Here is a 20,203-nt window from a genome sequence, read left to right as displayed (position 1 = left end):
ATGACGCTGCCCCGAACCGCCCGCTACGACCACCTGACCCACATCCGGGCCACCCGGCCGGAGGAGATCGAGCGCGCCGCCGCCCGCCGGCAGCGCCGGGGGCTGCCAGGTGAGGGCGAGCGCCTGCTGATCATCGCGGCCGACCATCCGGCGCGCGGGTCGCTCGGCGTCCGCGACCGGCCGCTGGCCATGGCCAGCCGCCCCGACCTGCTCGACCGGCTCCAGACGGCGCTGGCCAGGCCCGGCGTGGACGGCATCCTGGCCTCCCCCGACGTGCTGGAGGACCTGCTGCTGCTCGGCGCGCTGGAGGAGAAGCTGGCCTTCGGCTCGATGAACCGGGGCGGTCTGCAGGGCTCGGTGTTCGAACTGGACGACCGGTTCACCGGTTTCGACGCGGCCGCCATCGACGCCATGCGCCTCGACGGCGGCAAGATGCTCTGCCGCATCGACCCGGCCGACCACGCCACGGTCACCACACTCGAATCATGCGCCCACGCGGTCTCCGACCTGGCCCGCCGGCGGCTGCTGGCGATGGTCGAGCCGTTCTGGGCCGCGCGTACGGAGGCGGGCGTCCTGCGCAACGACCTGTCGCCCGAGGCGGTCATCCGGTCGATCAGCGTCGCCCAGGCACTCGGCACGACCTCCGCCTACACCTGGCTGAAGATCCCCGCGGTCGCCGAGATGGAGCGCGTCATGGCCGCCACCACGCTGCCCGCGCTGCTGCTCGGCGGCGACCCGCCCGACATCGACGCCGCCTACGCCGACTGGGACCGCGCGCTGCGCCTGCCGGGGGTGCGCGGGCTCGTCATCGGCCGCGCGCTGCTCTACCCTCCGGACGACGACGTGGCCGCCGCGGTGGACGGCGCGGCCGCTCTGGTTCGAGAGGTGCGCTCATGACATACCTTCCGTACGGCAAGGCCGCCGGCGGGTCGTGGTCGGTGGAGATCACGCCCGCCTTGGCCGGTTGGACCTACTCGGGGCTGCGGGTGGCCGACCTCGGCGGCGACGCGGCCTCCCCCTCAACCGGCGCCACCTCGACCGCCGTCACCTCTCCAACCGCCGTCACCTCTCCAACCGCCGTCACCTTTTCGACCGGGGAGGAGGAGATGCTGGTCCTGCCGTTGTCGGGTTCGTGCACGGTGACGTGCGGTGGCGAGCGGTTCGAGCTGACAGGCCGCGCGTCGGTCTTCGCTGGGCCTTCTGATTTCGCCTATATCCCGATTTCTACGGATGTGACGGTGGAGGGGTTGGGCCGCATCGCGTTCCCCTCCGCTCGGGCGACCCGGCGGCTGGCTCCACGGTATGTTCCGGCCTCGGAGGTGCCGGTCGAGATCCGGGGCGCGGGCCAGGCCAGCCGCCAGGTGAACAACTTCTGCGCCCCTGGCGTCTTCGAGTGCGACAAGCTCGTGGCCGTGGAGGTGCTCACGCCGGGCGGCAACTGGTCGTCCTATCCCCCGCACAAGCACGACACCCCCAACGAGGGCGAGGCCGTGCTGGAGGAGATCTACTACTTCGAGGTGGCCGACGGCGGCCTGGGCTACCAGCGCGTCTACTCCTCCGAGCGGGGCCGGATCGACACGCTGGCCGAGGTCTCCTCCGGTGACGTGGTGCTGGTGCCCTATGGCTACCACGGCCCGTCGATGGCCGCACCCGGCTACGACCTGTACTACCTGAACGTCCTGGCCGGTCCCGCCGATGAGCGGTCGATGGCGTTCTGCGACGACCCCCGGCACGCCTGGATCCGCTCTTCCTGGGACGGCCAGGCCATCGATGCGAGACTGCCGTTCGGGAGGACTTCATGATCCGTTTGACCGTGGCACAGGCCGTGGTGCGCTTCCTGGCTCACCAGTGGAGCGAGCGCGACGGCGTCGAGCACCGGCTGTTCGGCGGCTGCTTCGGCATCTTCGGCCACGGCAACGTGGCCGGGCTCGGCCAGGCGCTGGCCACCTCGACCGAGGACCTGCCCTACCACCTGAGCCGCAACGAACAGGCCATGGTGCACGCGGCCGCCGCCTACGCGCGGGCCGCCAACCGGCTGTCCACCCTGGCCTGCACCACCTCGATCGGCCCCGGCGCGACCAACATGATCACCGGCGCGGCGGGCGCGACGATCAACCGGCTGCCCGTGCTGCTGCTGCCCGGCGACGTGTTCTCCACCCGGGTCGCCAACCCGGTGCTCCAGGAGCTCGAAGACGCCCGCTCGTACGACATCTCGGTCAACGACTGCTTCAAGCCGGTGTCGCGCTTCTGGGACCGGATCAACCGGCCCGAACAGCTCCCCTCGGCGCTGCTGGCCGCCATGCGCGTCCTCACCGACCCGGCCGAGACGGGCGCGGTGACCCTGGCGCTGCCGCAGGACGTCCAGGCCGAGGCGTACGACTGGCCGGAGGAGCTGTTCGAGCGCCGCCTCTGGCACATGCCGCGACCCCGACCCGAGCGGGCGGCCCTGGCGCGGGCGGCCGAGCTGATCAAGTCGGCGAGCCGGCCGCTGATCATCGCCGGCGGCGGGGTGATCTACAGCGAGGCCACGGCCGAGCTGCGGGCCCTCGCCGAGGCGTACGGCATCCCGGTCGCCGAGACACAGGCCGGCAAGGGCGCGCTGCCGTACGGGCATCCGCTCGCGATGGGCGCGGTCGGCGCGACCGGCACCACCGCGGCCAACGCGCTGGCCCGCGAGGCCGATCTGATCATCGGCGTCGGCACCCGCTACAGCGACTTCACCACGGCCTCCCGCACGCTCTTCTCGGTTGAGGCCCGGTTCGTCAATCTGAACATCACCGGCTTCGACGCGGCCAAGCTGTCGGGGCTCCAGCTCGTGGCCGACGCCCGCGAGGGCCTGACCGAGCTGACCGAGGCCTGCGCGGGCTGGAGCACCGCGGAGTCCTACCGCTCGCGCGCCGCCGAGCTGTCGGCGGCCTGGGACGCGGTGGTGGACGAGGCGTACGCGCTGGACGGCCGGCCGATGCCGCAGTCGGCGGTGATCGGCGCGGTCAACGCCGCGGCCGGCGACGACGGCGTGGTGGTCTGCGCGGCCGGCTCCATGCCCGGCGACCTGCACAAACTGTGGCGGCCGAGCGGTCCTGGCAGCTATCACGTGGAGTACGGCTATTCCTGCATGGGCTACGAGATCGCCGGCGGGCTGGGCGTCAAGATGGCCGTCCCTGACCGCGAGGTGTTCGTCATGGTGGGCGACGGGTCCTACCTGATGATGGCCCAGGAAATCGTCACGGCCGTCTCCGAGGGCATCAAGCTGATCGTGGTGCTGGTGGACAACTCCGGCTTCGCCTCGATCGGCCGCCTCTCGGAGAGCGTCGGCGCCCAGCGGCTCGGCACCTCCTACGCCTACCGGGGCACCGGCCGCTACGACGGCGACGGCCTGCCGGTGGACCTGGCCGCCAACGCCGCCAGCCTCGGCGCCACCGTACTGCGGCCCGACACGCTGACCGACTTCCGCAAGGCTCTGGAGGCGGCCCGCGCGGCCGAGGAGACGACCGTGATCTATGTCCGCGCCGACCCCATGCTCGACAGTCCTTCGTCGGAGGCGTGGTGGGACGTCCCGGTCGCCGAGCTCTCGACCGCGCCGGAAGGCCCTATGGTGCGCGCTTCGTACGAGTCCGAGAAGAGCGCCCAGAAGCCACACATCACGCCCACCTGACAGAAGGGGCGCTGCTTCCGGCCCGCTGCTTCAGGCCCGCTGCTTCAGGACGTCGGCGATGCCCGCCAGGAACGAGTCGACGTCCGCGATCAGGTAGCCGGGCCGCAGCAGCACGGTCGAGAACTTCGCCTCGCGGACATCCTTGGCCGTCACCGGGTAGTCGGTGGTGCCGCGCAGCGTGGCCACGATCCGGTCCAGGAAGGCGTCGACCTCGTCCTCGTTGTAGCCCGTGCCCATCCGCCCGGGCCGGAAGGCCACCCGCTCCACCCGCGCCGCCTGCGTCTCGAACCACTCCTCGCGCAGCATCTCACCGGTCGGCTCGGTCATGGCCAGCCGTACGGGACTCTTGGCCCGCGTCTCCAGCGCCACCACGAACGCCTCCAGCGCGAAGTCCACCGCGGTCTCCTGATAACCGCCGCGCCTGGCCCGGAACGTCGCTCTGCGTACGTCGTCGGCCGTGACCTGCTCGATGTCGCGCGGCCCCCTGCCCAGTGTCGCCTCGATGCGCCCGATCAGGGCGTCGACCTCGACCGGGTCGTAGCCTGAACGCATACCCATGACGCGTGGAAAGCGGTTCAAGCTCACTCCTTCTGCGGTGTGCTAGGGGCTGCTCATATTGTGGGGCTCTTTATCCTGACAATGCGAACTGAGATATACCGTTACTGCACCATGCGATTGACCAAGGTCTCTTTCCGTTATCGAAGACGTGATCCTTCTGTCATGAAGGACGTGGACGCGCACCTTGATCCCGGTGATGTGATCGAGGTCGCCGGCGTCAACGGTGCGGGCAAGTCCACGCTGCTCCGCCTGCTGGCCGGGCTCACCAAGCCGTCGTCGGGCACCATCACCGACCGCCCGGCGGTGGTCGGCTTCGCCCCGGACCGCTTCCCGCTCGAACAACCCTTCACGGTCTCCGGCTACCTGCGCCACATGTCCCGGATACGCGGCGGCGCCCGTTGGGAGCCCTGGGCGGAGCGCCTCGGCATGGCTCACCTGCTCGGCCTGCGGCTGGGCGAGTTATCGAAGGGCAGCGCCCACAAGGTCGGGCTGACCCAGGCCCTGATGTGCGGGCCCGGCCTGCTCATCCTGGACGAGCCGTTCGCGGGGCTCGACGCCGACACCCGCGAGGTGCTGCCGTCCATCGTCACGGAGCTCTCCGAGGGCGGCGCCATCGTGGTCGCCAGCGACCACCAGGGCGGCCTGCGCCACCTTCCCTCCATCCGGCACTGGACGGTGGTGGACGGCCTGGTCAAGGAGGGTACGGCGGGGCAGCGGGCGACCGTGCGGGTGGATCTGCCGGTGGACGAGGTCCGGTCCTTCGTGGCCAGGATGCGCGACGAGGGCTACCGGGTCCAGGACGTGTCCGTCGCCACAGCCGTCACATCCGCCGCGGAGGCCGCCCACCTCGCGGAGGTCGCGGACGCGGACGCCAACGTCGCGGACGTCACCGAGGAGCAGCGATGATCGCCCTGACTGTCTTCCGCGTCGCGGCCTACATCCGGTCCCACCGCATTTTCCAGGCGCTCCTGCTCATGCTCGCGCTGGTCGCCATCCTCTACGGCAGCCGCGCGCCCAAGGGCGCCGAGACCGAGGTCCTCACGGACGCCGCGGTGCTGGTGATCCCGATCCTGGCCTGGTCCAGCAGGAGCCTGCTCGACACCGAGCCGGATCAGCAGCGCGCCATGTCGGCGATCAGCGTGGGCGGCCGGCTGCGCGAGCTGAGCGCGGGCCTGCTGGCGGCCTTCGCGACGTCTCTGGTGCTCATCGCGCTGGCCCTGGGCTGGGGCCTGGCACTGGGCGTCAGCACGGTCCCGGCGCCTGAGGAGTTCGCCGCGGTCCTGACGTTGTACGGCCTCGCGACGCTCGCCGGGGTCACGCTCGGCGCGCTCACCAGCCGGGCGATCCTGCGCTCCCCCGCGATCTCCATCATGTCGCTGCTGCTGGGCTTCCTGGTCATGCTGATGCTCAGCGCCTCGCCTCTGTACTGGCTCACGGTCCCGGTCATCACCTGGATGAAGTCCGCGAACTCCGCCGAGCTGACCGCCCGGCTGCCTGAGCTCGCGACCATCTCGCTGGGGTGGTGCCTGCTCGGCCTGGGCTGTTACGCCTGGCTGCGCCGTACGCGACCCTGAAAAAACGAGGGGAACGTCACGCGTGCCCCTTTTAGCCGCTAGGTTAGTGAGTACTCACCCACCTACGAGGAGCAGGCGTCATGAAGGTGATCTGTGTCGGCGACAGCATCACGCGTGGTCAGGTCAGCGCGAACTACGTGAAAATGCTGGAGTCCAGACTGCCGGGCACCACTGTGATCAACGCGGGCGTCAACTACGACGTCTCCGCCCATGTGCTGGACCGGCTCTCCGAGGTCGTCGACCAGGATCCCGACGTGGTCACCGTACTCATCGGCACCAACGACGCCACCGCCACACTGGGCGAGACGACCGCCCGCAAGCTGCGCGACCGGTGGAAGCTGGCCGAGGACATCAGCCCCGACGGCTACGCGGCGAACCTCTCCGCCATCGCCACCCGGCTCAAGAACGAGACCCGGGCCCGCATCGCGCTGATCTCGCCGCCGGTGCTCGGCGAAGACCTCGATTCGGTGGTGCTGCGGCGGACGTCGGAGTTCGGGGAGATCGTACGTAAGGTGGCGGCCGAGCAGTTCGTGCAGTATCTCCCGCTCAACGAGCAGATGGTGGCGCACCTGGAGAAGTCGGACCGCAAGCCGCGCGTCCACTACCGGCCTGACAGCCTGCTGGCGCCCACCGCCGCGATGCAGCACTTCTTTCTGGGACGCGGCTTCGACTCGATCGCCAAGAGCCGCGGCCTGCTGCTGACCACGGACACCGTCCATTTGAACAGCCGCGGCGCCGGGATGATCGCGGACCTGATCGAGGGCGTCGTGCGCTCTTCCTGAGCTTTTCCGTGGCTTTCCCAGAGCTCTTCCGTGGCTTTCCCAGAGCTCCTCCCTGGGCTTCCGAGCTCTTCCCAGGGCTTATTCGGCGGCGGCGAGCTGACCGCAGGCGCCGTCGATCTCGCGGCCGCGGGTGTCGCGGACGGTCACCGGCACACCGTGGTATTCAAGCCGCCGCACGAACGCCCGCTCGTCCTCCGGCCGGGAGGCGGTCCACTTGGAGCCGGGCGTCGGGTTGAGCGGGATCAGGTTGACGTGCACCAGCTTGTTGCGTACCAGCTTGCCGAGCAGGTCGGCCCGCCACTCCTGGTCGTTGATGTCCTTGATCAGCGCGTACTCGATCGAGATCCGCCGCTTGGTCTTGGCCGCGTACGCCCAGGCGGCGTCGAGGACCTCCGACACCTTCCAGCGCGTGTTGATCGGCACCAGCGTGTCGCGCAGCTCGTCGTCGGGTGCGTGCAGGGACAGGGCGAGCGTGACCGGCAGGCCCTCGTCGGCGAGCTTGCCGATGGCGGGCACCAGGCCGACCGTGGAGACCGTGACGCCGCGCGCCGAGATGCCGAGGCCGTGCGGGGCGGGCTCCACCATCCGGCGTACGGCCCCGATGACCTGCTTGTAGTTGGCCAGCGGCTCGCCCATGCCCATGAAGACCACGTTGCTCACCCGCCCCGTGCCACCGGGCACGTCGCCCGCGGCCAGCGCGCGAGCGCCGGAGACCACCTGCTCGACGATCTCGGCGGTGGACATGTTGCGGGTCAGCCCGGCCTGGCCGGTGGCGCAGAACGGGCAGTTCATGCCGCAGCCGGCCTGTGACGACACGCACATCGTCACCCGGTCGGGATAGCGCATCAGCACCGACTCGACCAGCGCGCCGTCGAACAGGCGCCACAGCGTCTTGCGGGTGGTGCCGGCGTCGGTGGTCTGCTCCTTGACGGGGGTGAGCAGCGACGGCAGCAGCACCGACAGCTTGTCGCGGGCCGCCGCGGGCAGGTCGGTCATCGCGTGCACGTCGGCGTTCAGGCGCTCGAAGTAGTGCCGGGACAGCTGGTCGGCGCGGAAGGCCTTCTCCCCGAGCTCCGTCACCGCCGCGCGGCGGTCGGGCATGGACAGGTCCGCCAGGTGCCGAGCCGGCTTGGCCCTGCGCGGCGCGACGAAGGTGAGCTGGCCTGGCTGCTGGGACACGTTCCTGCCTTTGCTTGGGTGGTTACCGACCAGGTTAGTGAACGTTCGGCTCCCAGGTGTCATTCCATGAGGGAGCTCCGGGTGGCGGAAGCTCTCGCATGAGGGTAGGGGCCGATCTAGAGTGCATCTCGTATGGCGATTTTCCGGTCGGCTTCTGGCGAGGGGCAGACCGAGGTCGTCCTCACCGCCGGCAACCCGTACGGCAGCCGAACGCTCGTGGTCGAGCGGGACGAGGACGCCTCGGTAGCTTACCTGTGCTCGCCTGACGGCGCCGTGCACGGCGCCGTGTGGCTGGCCAACCACCGTCCCGCGCCCGAGGTCGTCGATCTGGCCAGGCTCAACTCGGGGCTGCCGCCGCTCATGCCCCGGCCCAACACCACGCACCCGGCCGGACGCCGGCCGCTCGGGCAGCTGACGGCGCTGTGGTTCGAGGAGGGCGACGGGGTCGCCGTCTATGAGGACGAGGACCTGCTGGCGGTCATCCCCGGGTGGGCCGACATGAGCAGGGGCATGCCCGGCTACGCCCGTGACGCCGTGGGTGAGACGCCGTTCGCCTGGGCACTGTCCGAGGCGCTCGAAGGGCTGCGGCCGCGCATCTCCAACGCCAGGTCCTATTGGCGCTGGCGGCATGGGGAGGGGTCCTGGGCGTCGTTCCAGGAGTTCGTCATGGGGCATCTGGAACGGGGGCTCGGGCCGGCCGGGCGCTACTGGGACGTGAGCGGGGAACGGCTGCCGGCTGTCGGCGTCACCGAGCGGCCGCCGTACGGGCGCCGGGGGTTCACGGTGCTGTCGACGGTCGGGATGAGCTGCCAGCGGATGCCCACCGTCGAGCAGTGGATCGACCGGCCGGGCGCGTACGCCAGGATCGAGCTGGCCGTGGCCACCCGTGAGGATCCGCGCGAGGCGGCGCTGCTGCTCGTGTGGCTGTCGCAGTATCCGTGGCACTCGGTCACGTGGCTAGGGCACGGGCATACGGCCAAGTGGTATCACGAACCGGCCACGTTCCCGCTGGGCCCGCAGTACGCGGGAGTCATGATGGTCGCCGACCCACCCGCCATGCCGGATTTATCAGGATTCGCCTTTGGTGGTGAGGCTGTCCGCTGGCTCTGGCTCCAGCCGGTCACCATCGAGGCGATGGAAGAACACCGCCACTAGCGTCAGACGCGTCAGAAGAACAGCGTCATCAGCAGCCAGACCGGCACCAGCGTGGTCACCAGCGAGTCGAGCCGGTCCATGAGACCGCCATGGCCCGGCAGGAGCGTGCCCAGGTCCTTGATGCCGAGATCCCGCTTGATGATCGACTCGATCAGGTCACCGACGGTCGCCAGCACCGCCACGAGCGCGCCGATCAGGGCGCCCTGCCAGAGCTGCCCGTCCATGAGCCAGCTCACCAGCCAGGCGCCCACCGCCACACACGCGATGATGGACCCGGCCATCCCCTCCCAGGTCTTCTTCGGGCTGATGACGGTCATCTGGTGCTTGCCGAACAGCACGCCCGCGATGTAGCCGCCGATGTCGCTGGCCACGGTCACCGCGATGAAGATGACCACCCGATCACGGCCGTCGACAGGCGCCAGCAGCAACGCCGCGAACCCGGCCAGCAGCGGCGGATAGACCAGGATGAACACCGAAGCGGTCGTGTCGCGTACGTAGCCGTCGGTGCCGTCACTGAACATCCGCCAGATCAGCAGGACGAAGACGACCACCACGAACGCGCCGAGCAGCCATACGGGCCCGCCCCAGTAGGCACCGGCGAACATCGCGACCATGCCACCGAGCAGCGGCACGGTCGGCACCTTGATGCCGCGGCTCCCGAACGCCTGGGTCAGCTCCACGACCCCGACGCCCACGGCCCCCGCCAGCACCAGGAGAAAGAGTTCTTTGACGGTGTAGAGCGTGCCGATGACCAGCGCGCCCAACCCCAAGCCCACCGCTATGGCGGCAGGAAGGTTCCGTCCGGTACGGCTGCCGCCGCTCGGGCTGGTGCCAGCCGTACTTTCGTCCACAGATCTCTTCCCGGGTCTTCCATGAGCCACGGCCCCCGCCACCGGGCGAGGGCCGTGCGGCGCGCCGCTCAGACCTCGAGCAGCTCGGTTTCCTTGTGCTTGAGCAGCTCGTCGATCTTGGCGACGTGCTTCTGGGTGATGTCGTCGAGCTCCTTCTCCGCGCGGCGGACCTCGTCCTCGCCCGCCTCCCCGTCCTTGATCATCTTGTCGAGGATCTCTTTGGCGGAGCGGCGGATGTTGCGCACGGACACCTTGGCGTGCTCGCCCTTGTTCCTGGCGACCTTGATGTACTCCTTGCGCCGGTCCTCCGACAGCTCGGGGAACGACACGCGGATCACCGCCCCGTCGTTGCCGGGGTTGACGCCCAGGTCGGAGTCACGGATCGCCTTCTCGATCGCGGCCATCGAACCCTTGTCGTAGGGCTGGATGATCACCATGCGGGCCTCGGGCACATGGAACGAGGCCAACTGCTGGATCGGGGTCGGCGTGCCGTAGTACTCGGCATTGATCTTGTTGAACATCGAAGGGGTTACCCGGCCCGTCCGGATGCCCGCGAAGTCCTCCTTCGCGACCGTAACGGCCTTGTCCATCTTTTCCTCGGCTTCGAGGAGGGTTTCGTCGATCACAGCGGCTCCCTGTCTTCTAGCTGGCGATGTCGGGCGCGCTCCCTCATTTGCCTGCGGGACTCACCAGCGTGCCGATTTTCTCACCGCGGACCGCTCGCAGGATGTTGCCCTCGCCCATCAGGTCGAAGACGACGATCGGGAGGTCGTTGTCCTTGCACAGGCTGATCGCGGTGGCGTCCATGACCTGGAGGTCGCGGATCAGCACCTCGCCGTAGTCGAGGTGGTCGAACCTGACCGCGTCGGGATTCTTCCGTGGATCGGAGTCGTAGACTCCGTCCACCTGAGTGCCCTTGAGCAGCGCCTCGGCGCCGATCTCCAGGGCGCGCTGGGACGCCGCGGTGTCGGTGGAGAAGAACGGCGAGCCGAGCCCGGCGCCGAAGATGACCACGCGCCCCTTCTCCAGATGCCTGATCGCGCGGCGCGGCAGGAACGGCTCGGCGACCTGCTGCATGGTGATGGCGGTCTGCACGCGGGTCTCGACGCCACGCCGCTCCAGGAAGTCCTGCAGCGCGAGACAGTTGATGACGGTGCCCAGCATCCCCATGTAGTCGGCGCGGGCGCGGTCGATGCCCTGCTCGGACAGCGCCGCGCCGCGGAACATGTTGCCGCCGCCGACCACCACCGACACCTGCACACCCTCGCGTACGGCCTCGGCGATCGAGTCGGCCAGGTGGTCGACCACCAGCGGGTCGATCCCCAGCGGGTCGCCACCGGCGAACGCCTCACCTGACAGCTTCAACATGACCCGCTTCCACCGGAGCGGGTTCTGATACGAAGAAGCCGCCGACGTAGCTGGCTCCTGGTTCTCCTGCACGGCGGCGGCCTCCCTCTTAGGCGGTTCGATGGGCTGGAATTTCGTTCAAGCCTAAGCCTGGCCGACTTTGAAGCGAACGAAGGCCAGCACCTCGGAGCCGTTCTCCTCGGCGTACTTGCCGACGGTCTTCTTGTTGTCCTTGACGAACGCCTGCTGGAGCAGGGTGAAGTCCTTGTACCAGCCGTTGACGCGACCCTCGACGATCTTGCCGATGGCGGCCTCGGGCTTGCCCTCCTCGCGCGTCATCTCCTCGAAGAGCTTGCGCTCCTTCTCGACGACGTCAGCGGGCACGGCGGCGGCGTTGAGGTACTGCGGGGCCATCGCGGCGGCGTGCTGCGCGATGTCCTTGGCGACCTCGGCGTTCGGCTTGTCGAGCTGGACCAGCACGCCGACGGCCGGCGGCAGCGCCGGGTCGGTGCGGTGCATGTAGGCGCCGATGTAGCCGCCCTCCAGCACCGAGAACCGGCGGATCTCGATCTTCTCGCCCAGCGCGGCGTTGGCCACGTCGAGGTGCTCCTTGACGGTCTTGCCGTCGAAGGAGGACTCGAGCAGCGTCGCCACATCGGCCGGCTTGGTGGCCAGGATGTGCTCGACGACCTGACCGGCCAGCTCCTGGAAGCGCTCGCCCTTGGCCACGAAGTCGGTCTCGCAGTTGAGCTCCAGCAGCGCGGCGGCGGAGTCGCCGTCCTGCTTGAGCGCGACCAGGCCGTTGGAGGCGGTGCGCGCCTCGCGCTTGCCCACGTCCTTGGCGCCCTTGAGGCGCAGCAGCTCGATGGCGCGGTCGATGTCGCCGTCAGCCTCTTCGAGCGCCTTCTTGCAAGACATCATTCCGGCCGCGGTGATCTCGCGAAGCCGCTTGACGTCGGCCATGTTCACGGAAGCCATTGCTTTTTTCCTTGTGGGATTTCGTCGTGGATCGGGTGGGCGCCGACCTTCCGGCACCCACCCTATGGTTCGAACGGCCGGCGGCTGCCGTACAGGAGCTCAAAGTCTTACCTGGTGAGCAGCCCTGCCTTCGCGGCCGTCCCGGCTCTTCCGGCCTTGCCCGGCGCCGGGGGTCTTGACCCCCGGCGCCGGGCTCAGCGTCTGCGATTTCCGCTCGGCCTCGCGTGCGGGTCACTCCACGGAGCCGGGCTCGGTAGGCGACTGCTCGCCACCTCGGTGTTTACCCGAGGTGTGAGCGGTCAGGCCTGCTGCTGCTCGGTCTCGCCCTCGGCGGCGGCCGGAGCGGCCTCAGCCTCAGCCGTGACCTCGGCCGGAGCCTCGACCTCAGCCTCAGGGGCAGCGGCCTCGGCCTCGGCCTCGGGAGCGGCCTCGGGGGCGGCGGCCTCGGCGGCCGGCTCAGGGGCGGCCTGCTCGGCGGCGCCCTGCTCGATGAGCTCGCGCTCCCACTCGGCCAGCGGCTCGGCGGCAGCGGGCTTCTCGTCACCGCGAGCGGCGCCCGAGCGAGCCATCAGGCCGGCGGCGACACCGTCGGCGACGACCCTGGTCAGCAGACCGACGGCGCGGATGGCGTCGTCGTTGCCGGGGATCGGGTAGTCGACCTCGTCGGGGTCGCAGTTGGTGTCGAGGATCGCGACGACAGGGATGCCAAGCTTCTTGGCCTCGCTGATCGCGATGTGCTCCTTCTTGGTGTCGACGATCCACACCGCGCTGGGCACGCGGCCCATGTCACGGATGCCGCCGAGCGTGCGCTCGAGCTTGTCCTTCTCACGCCGGCGCATGAGGAGCTCCTTCTTGGTGAGCCCCGAGGCGGCGACGTTGTCGAAGTCGAGCTCCTCGAGCTCCTTCAGACGCTGAAGCCTCTTGTGCACGGTGGAGAAGTTGGTGAGCATGCCACCCAGCCAGCGCTGGTTGACGTACGGCATGCCGACGCGAGCCGCCTGCTCGGAGATGGCCTCCTGCGCCTGCTTCTTGGTGCCGATGAACAGGATCGTGCCGCCGTGGGCGACCGTCTCCTTGACGAAGTCGTAGGCACGGTCGATGAACGACAGCGACTTCTGCAGGTCGATGATGTAGATGCCGTTGCGCTCGGTGAAGATGAAGCGCTTCATCTTCGGGTTCCAGCGGCGGGTCTGGTGCCCGAAGTGAACGCCGCTCTCGAGCAGCTGTCGCATGGTGACGACGGGGGCCATGTGATGGTCCTCCAGGTCTGGGCGCCCGTGCGGGCGGGCGCGGTTCTCGGTTGTGCCGCGGCAGCCCAGTGGCTGTCGCCCTGATGCCCCGAACCCGCTCCAGCCGAGCCGTGGCTCGGACCGATGGCGCGGTCCGCGATGGGGCATGCGAAGTCGGCCTGTGATACACAGGCCACCCAAAAGTCTACCTCCCACGCCGCCCCGGCCTGACCGTCTCGGGTCAGCCCGCGTCGTGGTCCTCCGTGGGCAGCCCCGGCGCCGCCCTCCGCACATGCGGGAAGAGATTGACCTGGGCCTCGGCGATCCTGGCGCCGGGAGGCGCCGCCCGTTCATCGCGATGGCGCGCCAGGTACGGCTCGAACAGCTTCTCGACCTCGACATTGAGCCGCGCCATCTCCTCGGCGTCGAGCCGCAGCATCAGTCGGCTGAAGCGGGCCGCCTCGCGCCACTCCTCGGGCTCCTGGTCGATGTTCTCCAGCGCCCGCCGGGCCTCCTCGTCCGCTTCCTTGCGAAACGCCTGGATCAGCAGGTGCTTGGCCTCACGCACCTCCGGCTGATCACCGGGCTGCACGCCGACCGACAGGGGCGTACTCGTCGGCTTCCAGACCCGCTCCCGCCCGTCGCCCCGCGGCGGCGCGTCCTCCACGAACCCGTACTTGGCCAGCATGCGCAGGTGGTAACTGGCGGCGCTCGGAGTGATGCCGGCGACCTCGGCGACCTCGGTGGCGGTGGCGCTGCCGTCGACACCCAGCCGGTTCAGGATCGCCAGCCGGGCCGGGTGCGCCAGGGCCCGCATCGCCTTGGGGTCACTGAGGCTCTCCCGCGTCATGGCACCAAGGTACCCGGAAGTGATGTGAAGTATTGCCTTCATAACTCTGAAGGGTTACTTTCATAGTTATGAAGCGTTCCCTTCACAAATCGGCGCCACCTCGCGACCCGATCGCACCCGATGGGGTGCTATCACCCACGGACGCAGCCTCGCCTGGGGACGCCCCACCGGCGCCAGACCTCATCCCGCTCCTCAAACAGCGCGACTATCGACTGCTCTGGACCGCTCGCACCATCTCCGTAACCGGCTCCGAGGTGTCCAAGCTGGCCGTGCCGCTGACCGCGGTCACCCTGCTCGCCGCCTCCCCCATGGAAATGGGCCTGCTCACCGGGGCGGCCTCACTACCCGCCCTGCTCCTCGGCCTCCAGTCGGGTGCGATCGCCGACCGCCTCTCGCGCCACCGCCCCCTCATGATCACCTGCGAACTCGTCTCCTGCGCCGCCGCGCTGACGGTCCCTGTGGCCTGGCTCCTGGGCGTACTCAACGCCTTCTGGCTCATCGCCGTCGCCCTGGTCATCGGCTCAGCAGGCGTGCTCTTCAGGGCCGCGAACTTTCCGCACGTAGCCGCGATCGTCTCCCCTGAACAGCGAACGGAGGCCATGGCCGGCTTCCACGCCTCCTACTCAGTGGCTTCCGTGGGCGGCCCCGGCCTGGCCGGGCTCCTCGTACAGCTGCTGACGGCCCCGCTGGCGGTGCTCACGGAGGCGCTGTCGTTCCTGGCCTCGGCGCTGCTGCTGCGCTCGATCCGTACCCCGGAGAAGAACGAGCCGGCCCCCTCCCGAGGCATGTGGCGAGACGTGACCGAAGGGCTTCGCGTCAGCGCCACCCATCCCGTACTCCGTGCCCTCCTCGGCGCGGGCGTCACCATCAACTTCTTCGCCCTGGCCTACACGGCCGTCTACATGCTGTACATGGTGAACACCCTCGGCATCCCCAGGGGCCTCATCGGCGCCCTCATCGCCCTCGGCGGCGTCGGCGGGCTCATCGGCGCCTGGATCACCACCCGCGCCGCCAAACGCTACGGCGAGAACCGCGTGCTCCTCGTCTCCGTACTCTTCTTCCCGATCGAAATCCTGGCAGTGGGCCTGCTCAGCGGCCCCCTCTGGTGGAAGCTGGCTCTGCTCACGCTCACCGGCGTCGTCACGGGTGGCGTCGTAGTCGCGTTCGCGACCTGCATGGGCGCGATCGTCCTGCGCGAAACCGCCCCCGAACTCCGGGGCCGCGTCAATGCCACCATGACGTTCGCCGTACAGGGTGTCATGGCTCTGGGCGGCCTCGCGGGTGGCGCGCTGGCCGAGTTCGTGGGCCTGCGTCCCGTCATTCTCGTCTCAGCGGTCGGCATCGCACTCAGTACGGTCTGGATCTGGGCCTCTCCCCTGCGCCCTGGCCGCCGCCATCGCTTCGCGGACCCCACTGACCCGGCACCGACCCAGCCCTCGCCGGAGCCCTCGAAGTCCTGACCTTCCAGACGAGAACACCTCGTCCAGTGCCATCCCCTGATGTTCCCCCTCGAACTGACGCACCACGGCGACCGACCTTCACCGCCCACCCAACGCACCACGGCGACCGACCTTCACCGCCCACCCGACGCACCACGGCGACCGAGCATCAACCTGACGGCCCAGCTCTGCGAACACCGCAGCATGGAGCATCCAGCGACGCCATCCGTGACATACGGCTCAGGCAGCTAGACCCCAGCCTCAGCCACCAACCCTTCGAGCGCGGCCCTTCAGCCACCGACGTCCGCGGTCAGTACAGCTAGATCAGCTCGTCCGCCAGTAGGTCCATAAGCAACCCGTCGTGAAACTCTCCAGTCACCGGATCCCGCTCATAGGCCCGCATAATCCCCACCCGCTTGAACCCCACCCGCTCGTAGGCATTGATGGCCACCGAGTTGTGCGCCGCAGGATCGATGGTCAGCCGGTGATGCCCCCGCTCCTCGATCAACCATCGCGCCAACGTACGAACGGCTTCCTGCCCGAACCCGCGTCCGTGCCACCGCGGCCCGAGGAAGATGTCGATCCCTGAGCTGCGATACATCGGATCCTCGACTTCCTCGTACTGGATCGCCCCGATCACCTCGCCGCCGACCGTGATGGCAAGCATGTCATCGAACTCATCGACCGGCCCCCACCACTTGGCCACCTCCGGCGTCCCCGCGATCTCCCGCAGCCGCGCCTCGTCATCCCGTACAACTTCCCTCAGGATCACCCGGGACCCACGCAGCTCAACCATGCCGCCTCCTTAACCCCGCCCGCGCCACGATGCCAGCGGTTATCCACAGGCTTACTGACCCGCGCCCCCTTTTCCACAGAATTACGTTCGCCCCTCCGACCGCCCCCACCTCTCCCGCAAACTCACCGCATGCCCATCCACGCCACCCCCCACGGTTCGTCACCACTTACCCACTCCAACCCCACCCATCCAGCACCGTTTCACTCCCACCCCACTGCTCCCAGAAGCCACTCCAGCCCCAATTCCCCGCGCCCCCTCAACCCCAATTCCCCGCATCCCATCGGCCATCAAAACCCCAAAACCCACCCTCACCCCTTCAGCCCCCAAAACCCCCCAACTCACTGTCACCCCTTCAACCACCAAAACCCCACAAGCCACCGGCACCCCTGCGACGGCAGCAGGTCAACGCATCCCCCACCAACAAAGCTCCTCCGGAGAGGCGCGTCTTCAGGCCCGATGACGCTTCTGGCTTCAGGCCCGATGACGCTTCTGGCCGCCCTCCTCGCCCTCGCCATTCCCTTGATCCCCTTGGCACTCGCAAGCCCCGCCGCCGCCGACCGCCCCACCTGGCGATGGCCACTGGACGGACACCCCAGGGTCCTCCGCCAGTTCGCACGCCCACCCGAGCCATGGCTGTCGGGCCACCGGGGCATCGACCTCGGCGCCCCACCCAGCACCCCTGTCGTAGCCGCAGGCCCAGGCATCGTCCGCTTCGCCGGCCCCCTCGCAGGCCGGGGTGTGGTCACCATCGAGCACACGGATGGCCTACGCACGACGTATCTGCCTGTCAACGCATCAGTACGCCGGCACCAGCGCGTAATGCCCGGCACCCGCCTCGGAGTCATCGAACGTCCAACTGGCCACTGCCGAGAATCCTGTCTTCACTGGGGCCTCCTGCGCGGCTCCCACTACCTCGACCCCTTGCTCCTCCTCGGCCGAGCCCACATCCGCCTCCTCCCCTACTGGAACCTGGACGCCCTGGACACCGCCGCCCTCTGGACACAGCCACCACCCTCAAGCACCAAACGCCTCCACCCGGCACCCACCGACATGGCTCCCTCTACGGCAACCACCCGACCGCTGACATCGCCACCTCAGTCAGGTCGCACCCCTGCGCCCGGCCCCACCGTTTCGAGCGAACCCACCTCGCCCCAAGCCGCCAGCCCCGCCTTCCGCTTCGCGGCACGTTCCGCCTCGACACCCGCCATCTCAGTCATCAGCGTGGGCACACTGTTCAGCGCATTACTGCTGTTGACCCTGATCCGCCGCCATCGAAGTACACGCACGCAGCACCCGCGCGCCACACGAGGTCAGCACCGCAAACAGCAGCGCAATCGACCCCCACGAAAGCGCCGACGCAGAGCCAGGCCCACCAAGCGATAACCCAGGGCGACCGCCTGCCTGGGGCTGTGGGCAGCGTCCCGCTGAGTGGTGGAACCACGATCTCGCTGTAGGGCTTCTACCGGGGACTCACAGGGCCGAGGAGCCAAGGAGCAGAGTGACCGAGGAGCCGAGTGACCGAGAAGCGGCACCGCTCCGCAGGACGTCATCCAGGCCTTGCCACACGGGGCCCAGCTGACACGGCCGTGAGGGCCAGTCGGCCCGACCAACTCGCCAAATCTCACCGAGCGAAGTCGGTCATACGCCATCGCGCACTAGGTCCACCCCGCTGAACCCCACAACCTCGACAACCTCGTCCCCCGGCCGGACCCCAGCCCCAGCAACATCCCCGTTAGACCCGGAACCCGGTCCCCGTTGGACCCGCACCCAATCCCCCGCTGGGCCCCGAACCGATGTCCGGTCACGCCCTGGGGTGTGCCTGGCGGTATGCCGTGCGGAGGCGCTCGATCGAGACGTGCGTGTAGATCTGGGTGGTGTGCAGCGATGCGTGTCCGAGAAGCTCCTGGACGCTGCGCAGGTCGGCGCCGCCTTCGAGCAGGTGCGTCGCCGCGGTGTGTCGCAGCCCGTGCGGGCCCATATCCGGTGCTCCCTCGACCTCACGCAAGCGAGCGTGCACCACCCGGCGCACTGTACCCGCGTCGATACGCCCGCCTCGTACCCCAAGAAACACCGCCGCCCCCGAGCCAGCGCGGATCCACCGGGGGCGTCCGTGGACGCACCATCTGTCCAGAGCACGGAGCGCGGGCAACCCGAACGGCACTGACCGTTCCTTACGGCCCTTGCCCAGCACCCTGATGACGTGCCGATCCCGATCGACATCGTCGACGTCCAGCGCGCACAGCTCACTCACCCGCACCCCCGTGGCGTAAAGCAGCTCCAGGATGGCCTGATCCCGCAGTTCCTTGGGCTCTCCGTCCGACGGCACTTCAAGGGTGGCCTGAACCTGCTCCAGATCGAGTACGGCAGGCAACGGGCGGGGAGCCTTGGCACTGCCCAACAGCAGGCCGGGGTCGTCCGGCAACCAGCCTCTGCGATGGCAGTAGGCCGTGAAGGTACGTACGCAGGCGGTCCTGCGCGCCAGCGTCGCCCTCGCCTTACCGTCGGCATGCTGCTCGGCCAGCCATTCGCGCAACGTACCGATATCAAGACCGTGGAGCTGACCGTCCAGGTGCTCGAACAGGGCCGTGACGTCGGAGAGATAAGCACGCACGGTATGCGGCGACAGGTCTCTTTCAAACCGCAAGTACCTGCCGAATTCGGCTGTCACCTCATCCGCCCCCAGCCACCCGTCGGCCACAAGCGCCTCCCCTCTCACAGACGCCGACCGCTGCCGGAGCCACGCGACCAGGCGATCGACAGTCCACGGCCGGGCTTGTACCCGTATATGGGCCTACCGTCGCCTCACTTCTTTCACCTTTACACATTGGTCCACGACCAGCAGCCGACCGATGGGGCGGTGTCTCGTTGGTCGCGGATCGATGATGATCCGCGGAGTGGCGCGGTTCTCGGCCACTCGGACCCGATCCTCCCTGGTAGCAACCAAGCCATGCGGCGAGCTCGTGGATCCACCACTCAATGGGACGCCACCGGCGGATCAGCGGTCTAGCCAAGCTGAAAGCCGAGATCGCCCGCTCGCACCAGCGCACCAGAAGCGTCCAAGTCACCGACCGGTTCCACCTCCGGCAGGACCTGTCCACCGCGGTCGAGCCAAAGATGACGTCCCGCAGAGCGGTGTAGTTTCTGCGCGCTCGTCCTGTTCGCCCACCTAGGAAACACACAACGAGATCACTGATCCACCACTGGGTGGGACACCACCCGCTGCCCTGGCCGGAAGCGGCCCAGATCGCGATCACGCGCCCACGCCCGCTGGGCCCGCCCCGATGATCCCTTGCTCGCGGCAGCGCCTCGCCCGTAGAGGGATGGGCAAAGCAACCCCATGCTCCGCCAGCGGCTGTCAGTGCCATCTGCGCCGGCCGCCCGGCCACCCCAGCCAGAGACCTTGCATGCGTTGGAGTTCGCCGTACTTGGGGAGGGCCGTTGGGTACCACCCCTTGCAGAGGACCGTTGAGTACCACCCCTTGCAGAGGACCGTTGAGTGCCACCCCTTGGAGAGGACCGTTGAGTGCCACCCCTTGCAGAGGACCGTTGAGTGCCACCCCTTGGAGAGGACCGTTGAGTGCCACCCCTTGGAGAGGGAAGGCGAGCGCCCGCCCCGCGGTGCTCGGTCGTGGATCGCGGGGCGGGTGCTCGTTCAGGGGCCGCGGGCGGGAGCGGGTCCGCCCGCGACGGTGGGAGGGTCAGGAGCTCGCGACGGTCGCAAGGCCGGCAGCCTCTGACGGTGGGAAGAGTCGGGAGCCCGCGACGATGGGGCGAAGCGGGGGCCCGTGACGGTCGGAATGAGCGCGAGTT

General features: G+C 68.9%; 20 protein-coding genes. 10 read left to right on the top strand and 10 right to left on the bottom strand.

The annotated features are described in order from the left end of the window. The 3 genes from AB0J16_RS50965 to iolD are packed head-to-tail and all read left to right on the top strand — an operon-like array spanning nt 1 to nt 3,655. Nucleotides 1-897: a deoxyribose-phosphate aldolase gene (locus tag AB0J16_RS50965; RefSeq protein ID WP_358553904.1), complete on the top strand. Its 897-nt coding sequence runs from the start codon at nt 1-3 to the stop codon at nt 895-897. Further along, nucleotides 894-1,802, top strand: coding sequence for a 5-deoxy-glucuronate isomerase (gene iolB / locus AB0J16_RS50960; RefSeq protein ID WP_358553780.1), 909 nt, complete (start codon nt 894-896; stop codon nt 1,800-1,802). Before AB0J16_RS50965 ends, iolB begins: the two co-directional genes overlap by 4 nt. Continuing rightward, complete coding sequence (gene iolD, locus AB0J16_RS50955) at nt 1,799-3,655, top strand: 3D-(3,5/4)-trihydroxycyclohexane-1,2-dione acylhydrolase (decyclizing) (RefSeq protein ID WP_358553778.1); 1,857 nt, start codon at nt 1,799-1,801, stop codon at nt 3,653-3,655. Before iolB ends, iolD begins: the two co-directional genes overlap by 4 nt. Nucleotides 3,656-3,685: 30 nt before the next feature. Here the strand turns inward: iolD and AB0J16_RS50950 are convergent, their stop codons facing one another. Then, entirely contained in the window at nt 3,686-4,234 is a 549-nt protein-coding gene (locus AB0J16_RS50950) for a DivIVA domain-containing protein (protein WP_357656443.1), read from the bottom strand. A gap of 141 nt (nt 4,235-4,375) precedes the next feature. Here AB0J16_RS50950 and AB0J16_RS50945 point away from each other — a divergent pair, with 141 nt between their 5' ends. From AB0J16_RS50945 to AB0J16_RS50935, 3 genes are all read left to right on the top strand, one after another. After that, nucleotides 4,376-5,119, top strand: coding sequence for an ATP-binding cassette domain-containing protein (locus AB0J16_RS50945; RefSeq protein WP_358553776.1), 744 nt, complete (start codon nt 4,376-4,378; stop codon nt 5,117-5,119). After that, nucleotides 5,116-5,787: a hypothetical protein gene (locus AB0J16_RS50940; protein WP_358553774.1), complete on the top strand. Its 672-nt coding sequence runs from the start codon at nt 5,116-5,118 to the stop codon at nt 5,785-5,787. Before AB0J16_RS50945 ends, AB0J16_RS50940 begins: the two co-directional genes overlap by 4 nt. An 80-nt stretch (nt 5,788-5,867) precedes the next feature. Beyond that, the gene (locus AB0J16_RS50935; RefSeq protein WP_358553772.1) at nt 5,868-6,569 is read left to right on the top strand and encodes a GDSL-type esterase/lipase family protein; all 702 of its coding nucleotides are present in this window, start codon (nt 5,868-5,870) and stop codon (nt 6,567-6,569) included. Nucleotides 6,570-6,647: 78 nt separating this feature from the next. On the opposite strand, the gene rlmN is transcribed toward AB0J16_RS50935, so the two are convergent. Further along, nucleotides 6,648-7,748, bottom strand: a complete 1,101-nt coding sequence (rlmN, locus tag AB0J16_RS50930; RefSeq protein ID WP_357942983.1) for a 23S rRNA (adenine(2503)-C(2))-methyltransferase RlmN — start codon at nt 7,746-7,748, stop codon at nt 6,648-6,650. A gap of 132 nt (nt 7,749-7,880) precedes the next feature. Between rlmN and AB0J16_RS50925 the strand changes: the two genes are divergently transcribed. Further along, on the top strand, nt 7,881-8,903 hold the full coding sequence (locus AB0J16_RS50925; protein ID WP_358553770.1) for a suppressor of fused domain protein: 1,023 nt from the start codon (nt 7,881-7,883) through the stop codon (nt 8,901-8,903). Between the two features lie 11 nt (nt 8,904-8,914). Here the strand turns inward: AB0J16_RS50925 and AB0J16_RS50920 are convergent, their stop codons facing one another. The 6 genes from AB0J16_RS50920 to AB0J16_RS50895 form a co-directional block, all read right to left on the bottom strand. Next, entirely contained in the window at nt 8,915-9,754 is an 840-nt protein-coding gene (locus AB0J16_RS50920) for a phosphatidate cytidylyltransferase (protein WP_358553768.1), read from the bottom strand. Between the two features lie 68 nt (nt 9,755-9,822). Next, entirely contained in the window at nt 9,823-10,380 is a 558-nt protein-coding gene (gene frr, locus AB0J16_RS50915; RefSeq protein WP_358553766.1) for a ribosome recycling factor, read from the bottom strand. Nucleotides 10,381-10,423: 43 nt separating this feature from the next. After that, nucleotides 10,424-11,122 carry a UMP kinase gene (gene pyrH / locus AB0J16_RS50910; RefSeq protein ID WP_225290523.1) on the bottom strand — a complete coding sequence of 233 codons (699 nt, stop codon included), beginning with the start codon at nt 11,120-11,122 and terminating at the stop codon, nt 10,424-10,426. Nucleotides 11,123-11,245: 123 nt separating this feature from the next. After that, nucleotides 11,246-12,079 carry a translation elongation factor Ts gene (gene tsf / locus AB0J16_RS50905; protein WP_358553763.1) on the bottom strand — a complete coding sequence of 278 codons (834 nt, stop codon included), beginning with the start codon at nt 12,077-12,079 and terminating at the stop codon, nt 11,246-11,248. Nucleotides 12,080-12,378: 299 nt separating this feature from the next. Further along, nucleotides 12,379-13,329 (bottom strand): 30S ribosomal protein S2, encoded by a 951-nt coding sequence (rpsB, locus tag AB0J16_RS50900; RefSeq protein ID WP_358553761.1) that lies wholly within the window; start codon nt 13,327-13,329, stop codon nt 12,379-12,381. 220 nt (nt 13,330-13,549) lie between these two features. Continuing rightward, the gene (locus tag AB0J16_RS50895; RefSeq protein ID WP_358553758.1) at nt 13,550-14,158 is read right to left on the bottom strand and encodes a winged helix-turn-helix domain-containing protein; all 609 of its coding nucleotides are present in this window, start codon (nt 14,156-14,158) and stop codon (nt 13,550-13,552) included. A 125-nt stretch (nt 14,159-14,283) separates the two neighbouring features. On the opposite strand from AB0J16_RS50895, the gene AB0J16_RS50890 reads away from it, so the two are divergent. Next, a complete protein-coding gene (locus AB0J16_RS50890) occupies nt 14,284-15,618 on the top strand; it encodes an MFS transporter (RefSeq protein ID WP_358553901.1) in 1,335 nt (444 codons plus the stop codon). 298 nt (nt 15,619-15,916) lie between these two features. Here the strand turns inward: AB0J16_RS50890 and AB0J16_RS50885 are convergent, their stop codons facing one another. Beyond that, a complete protein-coding gene (locus AB0J16_RS50885) occupies nt 15,917-16,393 on the bottom strand; it encodes a GNAT family protein (protein ID WP_358553756.1) in 477 nt (158 codons plus the stop codon). 129 nt (nt 16,394-16,522) lie between these two features. Here AB0J16_RS50885 and AB0J16_RS50880 point away from each other — a divergent pair, with 129 nt between their 5' ends. Further along, nucleotides 16,523-17,776, top strand: a complete 1,254-nt coding sequence (locus tag AB0J16_RS50880) for a peptidoglycan DD-metalloendopeptidase family protein (protein WP_358553754.1) — start codon at nt 16,523-16,525, stop codon at nt 17,774-17,776. 418 nt (nt 17,777-18,194) lie between these two features. Here AB0J16_RS50880 and AB0J16_RS50875 read toward each other — a convergent pair whose 3' ends face one another. Continuing rightward, nucleotides 18,195-19,061: a tyrosine recombinase XerC gene (locus AB0J16_RS50875; RefSeq protein ID WP_358553898.1), complete on the bottom strand. Its 867-nt coding sequence runs from the start codon at nt 19,059-19,061 to the stop codon at nt 18,195-18,197. Nucleotides 19,062-19,674: 613 nt separating this feature from the next. On the opposite strand from AB0J16_RS50875, the gene AB0J16_RS50870 reads away from it, so the two are divergent. Beyond that, nucleotides 19,675-20,130: a DUF4573 domain-containing protein gene (locus tag AB0J16_RS50870; protein ID WP_358553752.1), complete on the top strand. Its 456-nt coding sequence runs from the start codon at nt 19,675-19,677 to the stop codon at nt 20,128-20,130. Nucleotides 20,131-20,203 lie beyond the last annotated feature (73 nt).

Origin of the sequence: Nonomuraea sp. NPDC049750, from assembly GCF_040659625.1 — a bacterium.
Classification (GTDB): Bacteria; Actinomycetota; Actinomycetes; order Streptosporangiales; family Streptosporangiaceae; genus Nonomuraea.
Note: the sequence above shows the minus strand (reverse complement) of the source record. Positions and strands in the feature narration are given on the sequence as shown.